Origin of the sequence: uncultured Chitinophaga sp. (genome assembly GCF_937874145.1) — a bacterium.
Taxonomy (GTDB): domain Bacteria; phylum Bacteroidota; class Bacteroidia; order Chitinophagales; family Chitinophagaceae; genus Chitinophaga.
On sequence record NZ_CALNBI010000237.1, the window covers coordinates 21298 to 27817 of the forward strand.

A 6520-nucleotide genomic window follows, 5' to 3' on the forward strand; every position below is an offset into this window, starting at 1 on the left:
CCCTGTCCGCTGATTACCATCCGATTATCCCAAATAAACCTTTACTTTGCGCCATAGATCACAAGCATGCAAAACTTACAGGAACTCATACTGGCAGGGCAGACCGATACCGCCATCCAGGAAGCGGAGGCGGCGCTCGCGCAATTGCCCGCATCCGGATTCCAGCAGGTCATCGGGAAAGACCTGCTGCACCTCCAGCAACCGCTGACCGTATTTCTCAACCACTTCTACAAAGCGATGGACGAAGAAGAAGAACTCGACGTGAAAGCCATTTATGTCGAAATGAACAGCTTCACCACGCAATACGACCGCTGGTTCATCCATCTCCTGGCATATGAATCAGCAGCCCGGCGCGACAATCTCGACTGGCTGACCGACTTCGCCGGGGAATCCGAAAAAAGCCTTACCATCACCGGCTACGAGACCCTGCAGGAAGCCAACAAAAACTACATGCAGTCCGAAGGCTACCGCGACGACCAGCAACGCCAGGCCTGCGAGCTGCAGGAGTACCTGGTGATCCTCCGGTTCCAGGAGCTAGTGAAACATACAGTGGCCGCCAACAAAGGGAAAGCCCCCTGGGCGGATGTTCCTATGTTCATCGGAGCGCATGATTTTGAGGACCTGATGTTTATCATCCAGTAACAAAAAAACGGCGCCCCGTTGCCGGAGCGCCATCACTTCATGTCAAGTCCCGTCACGCACCGCCGGGGGCAACATCCTGGGCCACCCATTTCACATTGATCGTATATTCCACCGCGTCTGTCCGGGAAGAATAATCTTTCGTACTGTGGAAGGTGACCGACTTTCCCGGCGAAAGCTGCCCTTTGCTGATGCTGAAGGTACCCACCACGTCGTCTCCGCTGCCGGTATCTTCGTCGTATATGGTCACTGCAACCTTTTCATTAAACCAGACCGACCTCCCGCATTGCCAAACCTCTCCTTCTTTCATGGAAAAATAATCGTAGGTAGGGTAAGGATAAAGCGTGTCGCCATCAGCCTGGAAAATGAATTTAACCTCATTCTCGTTGCCGGCCCCGTCATTAGACGGATGAACACACCGGAGGCTTTCTATAATGAGTAAATTGCTCTTTCTTGGCTGTACTACCGGCTTCAGGTATGGATCCGCTCCCTGATCGCCCAGGATAAAAATGTAGCAATCAACGATACCGATCCCATCTTCCAAACCTACGCCTGCCATTACGGCTACGCCGGAAAAGGTAAGATCGTCATCGTCTTTCCGGCAATATACGCCGGCACTTATGCCAACGCCCAGATCCAGATCGAGTTCAATGCCCACTCTGTTACCTTCCAGGTTTACCGGCGCACTGTTCCACAATCCGAATTGAACACCGGCCATCGCGCCAACTTCCAAACCCAGCTCCAACGATGCCGCCAGGAACTCCGCCGACTGTGCACCACTGGAATTCCCGATCCCTACGGCCACCCCAATGGTACCGGAGAAACCAATGATCAGTTCGGCTTCAAAACACAAGCCTATTGTAAAACTGCTTTCGGGAAGATCGAGCGAACGGATCCACTTGATCAATTCCACAAATACCGGTTTATCGGGTAAGGTGGCCACATATGCCCTTACTTCCTGTAAATCCATATGCTCTACTGCAGCGAGGTCCTTTTTCCCCTCCGGCGATTGGCTGTAGGTGGTCCAGGCTTTCAGCGCGGCGGCAAAAACCTGCTGCTCTTCAGCAGTCATTCCCCGGGGGCTTTGTGCGGCATGCGTTTCCGGCAAGTTCATGGATTGGTATAATGCGGCATAATTAGCCAGTTGTATTTTCAGTTCTTCTTTCATAGTGTTGCTTTTCATCATTAAAAAATCCCAAAGGGGTTAATCGATGTACTGATAGGAAACGGTGTAATCAGCGCCATTGTGGTTTTTCAGCGTCCGGGAGCCGGAACCGCTTCCTGGCTCGAAATCCGTGCTTTGCAGATAGGAGGCCAGGTTCGGATCATAATTGAGGTCATGGTCCCACAGTGTGACCAGCACTTCGTAGGTAAAATTGAGTACCAGGTCTGCCGGTTCCCAGACGTCTCCTTTCTCCATATTGGTACTGGAATTGAGTTTCCCGGGCACCCGGATGGGAAGCCCCCCGTCTGCCTGGCAAACCAGGTACACTTCGTCGCCATCAGTAATGCCGGACTCCGAGGTGGCGTTGCAACGAATGGAGGTGATTCGGATCGAATGTTTCGTCATGGTTAAAATTTATATGTTAACAAATCGGTTTGACGGGCAGCACATCGGGTTTACATAAACGGACCGATTCCCTACGGTGCAGCAGGGGCATCGGCAAGGGCAAACGTGCTGAGATATCCAACGGGTGTACCGGTGATATAGTGATGGGTCCGGTATGGCTGTTGATGGAAATTGAAAGCAATCATCTCACAACGAAGCGGGAGTGGCTTCTATGACAGCGATTATTAACGGAATGAATATACGAAGTTTTACGACAATTCCACATTGACCACTTATAATTAACACGTTGTGATCGTCCCCAAAAACAGCGACGGCGCCCCGTTGCCGGAGCGCCGTCGCCCCACAGGCGGCGCGCTGCATATTTCATAGGATCAGTTCGCAAACAGCATCGTCGTCTCGATCTCGTAATAGGCTTCTCCCTTTTTGATAAACGGCGGCGCTTCGCCCCAGGCTTCCCGGGCAACCATGTATACCGTAAACACATTCCTTTCCGGCGCGGGATCCATCCCCCAGGGCGAAAACGCCAGGTTGGAATAAGCCGTTCCGCCGTGATTGCGCAGCGGCTCGCCGGTTTCCCCGTCCAGGAACTCGAACCGGTAGGTATAGCCGATCTCGGGCATGGGATCCGGGATACCGTCCGGCAGCAGGTGGTAGGTGGCTTTGTCCACCGCGTCCTGCACATCCCGGATCATTCCTACTTCTTCCACCACTTCGTTCCAGTCGGCGTCATAATAGCTGATGGAAACGCGGAGGTCCAGTTTGGCGAAGGGGATCAGGTCCTGCGCGTAGTTGGCCACTTTCAGTTTGATCTGGCCCGCAGGCGCAGGGGTTTCGTTTGCCTGGGCATCCGGATCGATAAAGCTCACGGGCGCATCCAGCGTGGGCTGAAAAAGCGTAAACGTTTGACCCGCGCCCGCTTTCACGTCGATCACCTTCTCCGCGACCACCGCTCCGTTACGGGTATCGTAGAATTCGAATTTCCCTTCCCCGGTTACGACTTTTATCTTCTTGCTGAGTACATTCCACTCGATCGGTTGGCCGTTATATTTTGCGGCGATGAACACCCCTGCCCCGTTATTCCGCAACGCCGTTTTCTCGGCATCGAAAAATACTTCGGTAAACTCCGTGAAAGGGGCCGCGGGCTCACCTTTCCCGCAGGAATACAAACCGCCTGTCATCAGTGCCACGGCGATGAATGTAGTTATATGGCATTTCATTGGTTATCCTTTTTTATGCATCCTTGAATTAGAAATTGTAAGTGAAGCTCAGGCTGAACCTGCGTCCTTCTTTCCTCCTGTACGTTAAAATATCACCGTCTTCCTTGCGGTACTTGATGGATTTCCCTTCTTTCAGCACGAAGAATTTAGTATCGTCCTGCGTGTAATCCTGCACATTGATATAATATCGCGTAAACTCATCCAGCAGGTTGGCCAGGTTGAGTTTGACTTCCAGTTTCCTTTTGAAGAACCGCGCATATAACTGCGCATCCAGCTGCCGGGGCGCCAGCTCGTATTCCACCCGCGCAAGGTTCACGTTCGCCAGGTTAGTGCGGTAGCCACGGTGATTGTAGCCCACCGTTGCGCCCATATCATCTCCCCAATACCCGACTCCGAGGTTCAGCAGCCAGGGCGACTGCCCCATCAGCGGCCGGTCCTGGTTCGGATAGCGTATCTGCACCCTTTCCGCCTTCTGCGTGACTGGATCGTTGATCCATTGCCAGTGGCTGAGCACATTCACTTCGGATTTCAGCAAGGTGCCGTTGGCATAGATGAACAACTGCTTCAGCCATTCTTTATCAGACACGAAGGAGAGGTTCTTCCGGATCTCCATTTCCAAACCCAGGTTCTTCGCGCTTTCCATGTTGGCGAAAGTGTATTCGGACGCGCCCGAATGGATCAGTTCGATCGGATGGTCCAGGTGCTTATAAAACCCGGTAACGGAGATGATCTCCCCGGGCGAAGGGTACCATTCCACGCGGACGTCCATGTTGTCGATCCGGGTAGACTGCACGTGCTCGCCATACACATACCCGTCGATTTCAAAGTCATACATGGCAAACATGCCGACTTCCCTAAAATCCGGCCGGATGATGGTTCTCGCATAGCTGCCGCGGATATTCAGGTCGGGCGTCAGGCTGTACGTTGCGTTGATGGATGGAAGGAAACGCCAGCTGCTTTCCTCTACGCCAAACCGGTGGCGGAACTGGTCGTCGGGATCCAGTTCCGGTTTTTCGGTGGCGCGCTTGTACAGGGCTTCCTGCCTGGAATTCAGGTCGAAATATTCCGCACGAACGCCATAGGCCAGCCGTAGCTTGCCCCAAAGTTGCTGATCCGCCATCAGGTATAGTGCATGCGACCCCATTTTGCCGTCGTAATAACGGCCGCCCAGGGCATCGGCATGGTAATAGGCCTGTCCGTTCCCGTTGCCGATGTTGCTGCCCGACAATAATTCATCATACCGCATCTCAATAACGGGCGCGCGCTGATTGGTAGTGCCCTCGGCCCAGGAGCGCGTGTAGGGAAAGTACTTGAACACATCCAGCGACCTTTTCTTCGACCAGGCCTGGTATCCGAATTTCATGAGCGTGGATACCTTCTTCCCTTCTCCGAACTTGCGGGAGAAGGCGGCGCTCCAATTGTAATCCGTTTCATCGATCGACGTCCACATCCGCCAGTCGCTCACACTCCCCTTTACCGAGGCGGCGCTGTTGGTCATCAGCGAAGGCGTCTGGAAATAAGGCTTGCCGCTAATAACGCCCGTCAGCTGATACGAAAGCTTCCGTTCGTCTAGTATTTGCTGCCGGATCTTGTTGACGGCAAACATCCCTTCCGCCTTGATCTTCCAGGGCAATTGCCAGCTGCCGGTCAACTGGTGCTGCCGGAGCGACATGGCTTCCGGCAGCTGATACGTCAGCCGCGTAGCCACGGGGTTGGAATCTTCATACGGCTTCTGGATCGATTCGTTGTAGTGATCGCTGTAGGTACGGGCATACATATTCCGCAGCGCGATCCTGAACTTCCGGCCCTGCCATCCCATATTCGCCACGAGGCCCGCGTTGCTGGTGAAACGGTAAGATGTGCCCGCGCCATTGTCGCCGATCCCCGTGCTATCCATGTAATTGGCTTTGGCGGAATTGCGCGTATTATTGAACGGCACGATATTCTGTTCGTTCCGCATGTTGGCGGAAACCGCGAAGCCAAAGCGGTTTCCTTTTGGCAGGTCATACACCCGCCCGATCGACAAGCGCATGTTTTGATTGGGACGGACTTTATAGGTATAGGGCTTTAAGGACGCAGGGTTCAATTTCCTGGATTGCGCCACCGCATCCAGGTCGTTATACTTTACATCATTCCCGTATTCGGTGGGGTTCAGGGGCTGATTGTTCAATTCCGGGTCGGTCAGGTTGTAACCCGGGGGCGCATCCAGCTGCATGCCGCGGGTGCCCCATTGCCAGGTTTTCATGCCTTTGGGCATGTTGGCCGCGCTGTTAAAAAAGCCAAAGTATTCGCTGGTATGGCGTTCGCCCAGCCGGTAAAAATCCTTCCCGACCGCCCGCATATTGCCTCCGATGCCATATTGGACGGCGGTGAAGTTCTTCTCGGGAATGTCGATGGTATTGACAGACACCTGCCCGCCGGAAAACTCCGCGGAAACATCCGGCGTAGCGGTTTTGTTGACCACCACGGAGCTCACCATTTCGGTAGGGATGATATCGAAGGAAAAGTCGCGCCTGTTCTGGGAGGTGCTGGGGATGACCACGCCATCGAGCATGGCCTGGTTGTAGCGGTCGGACATACCGCGCACGATCACGTTGCGGTTATTGACCGTCGTCAGGCCCGTCACGCGTTTCAACACCTGCCCCATGTCGTTGTCCGGCGCGCGGGAGATCTGTTCCGCGGAAATGCCATCCGTGACAGAAGCGGCGTTCTTCTGTGCGGCGTACAGGCCGGCCACGCTTTCCTTTTTGTAGGTGCCCGTTACTACCACCTGCGACAGCGTGCTGCTGGCGGTTTTTAGCGCGATGTTGAGGGTGGTCAGCTGTCCCGTTTTTACTTCCACCTGGGTGATGCGCCGTGTTTGGTAAGAGATATAGCTGACCTCTACCGTATAGCTGCCCGGCGCCATATTGAAATGGTAGCTGCCGTCTACCCCGCTGAGGGCGGCCTGTCCGGTAGGGAGGATTTTCACGCTGGCGCCGGGAAGCGGAGCGCCGCGGTCGTCGATGATCTTACCGGCGACCCGCCCGGGCTGCTGCCGGGGCGTGGTGATGGCGGTGGTGGGTGCGGCGGGGATCACAACCCATTGTTGATC

General features: G+C 54.4%; 5 protein-coding genes. 1 reads left to right on the forward strand and 4 read right to left on the reverse strand.

Annotated features, from left to right (window positions below; genetic code table 11):
* The first annotated feature begins 66 nt into the window (after window positions 1–66).
* Window positions 67–642 (forward strand): hypothetical protein, encoded by a 576-nt coding sequence (locus Q0510_RS11655; RefSeq protein ID WP_298711532.1) that lies wholly within the window; start codon window positions 67–69, stop codon window positions 640–642.
* Window positions 643–694: 52 nt separating this feature from the next.
* Here the strand turns inward: Q0510_RS11655 and Q0510_RS11660 are convergent, their stop codons facing one another.
* The 4 genes from Q0510_RS11660 to Q0510_RS11675 form a co-directional block, all read right to left on the reverse strand.
* Window positions 695–1807, reverse strand: coding sequence for a hypothetical protein (locus Q0510_RS11660; protein WP_298711534.1), 1113 nt, complete (start codon window positions 1805–1807; stop codon window positions 695–697).
* A 36-nt stretch (window positions 1808–1843) separates the two neighbouring features.
* Window positions 1844–2209 carry a hypothetical protein gene (locus Q0510_RS11665; RefSeq protein ID WP_298711537.1) on the reverse strand — a complete coding sequence of 122 codons (366 nt, stop codon included), beginning with the start codon at window positions 2207–2209 and terminating at the stop codon, window positions 1844–1846.
* A 371-nt stretch (window positions 2210–2580) separates the two neighbouring features.
* Window positions 2581–3426, reverse strand: coding sequence for a hypothetical protein (locus Q0510_RS11670; protein ID WP_298711540.1), 846 nt, complete (start codon window positions 3424–3426; stop codon window positions 2581–2583).
* A gap of 28 nt (window positions 3427–3454) precedes the next feature.
* A partial coding sequence (locus tag Q0510_RS11675; protein ID WP_298711543.1) for a TonB-dependent receptor occupies window positions 3455–6520 on the reverse strand: 3066 nt, incomplete at its 5' end.

Excerpts from the sequence above, each read along its gene's own strand:
- Q0510_RS11655 (WP_298711532.1), top strand. The coding sequence starts at position 67 with ATGCAAAACTTACAGGAACTCATACTGGCAGGGCAGACCGATACCGCC.
- Q0510_RS11660 (WP_298711534.1), bottom strand. The coding sequence starts at position 1,807 with ATGAAAGAAGAACTGAAAATACAACTGGCTAATTATGCCGCATTATAC.
- Q0510_RS11670 (WP_298711540.1), bottom strand. The coding sequence starts at position 3,426 with ATGAAATGCCATATAACTACATTCATCGCCGTGGCACTGATGACAGGC.
- Q0510_RS11665 (WP_298711537.1), bottom strand. The coding sequence starts at position 2,209 with ATGACGAAACATTCGATCCGAATCACCTCCATTCGTTGCAACGCCACC.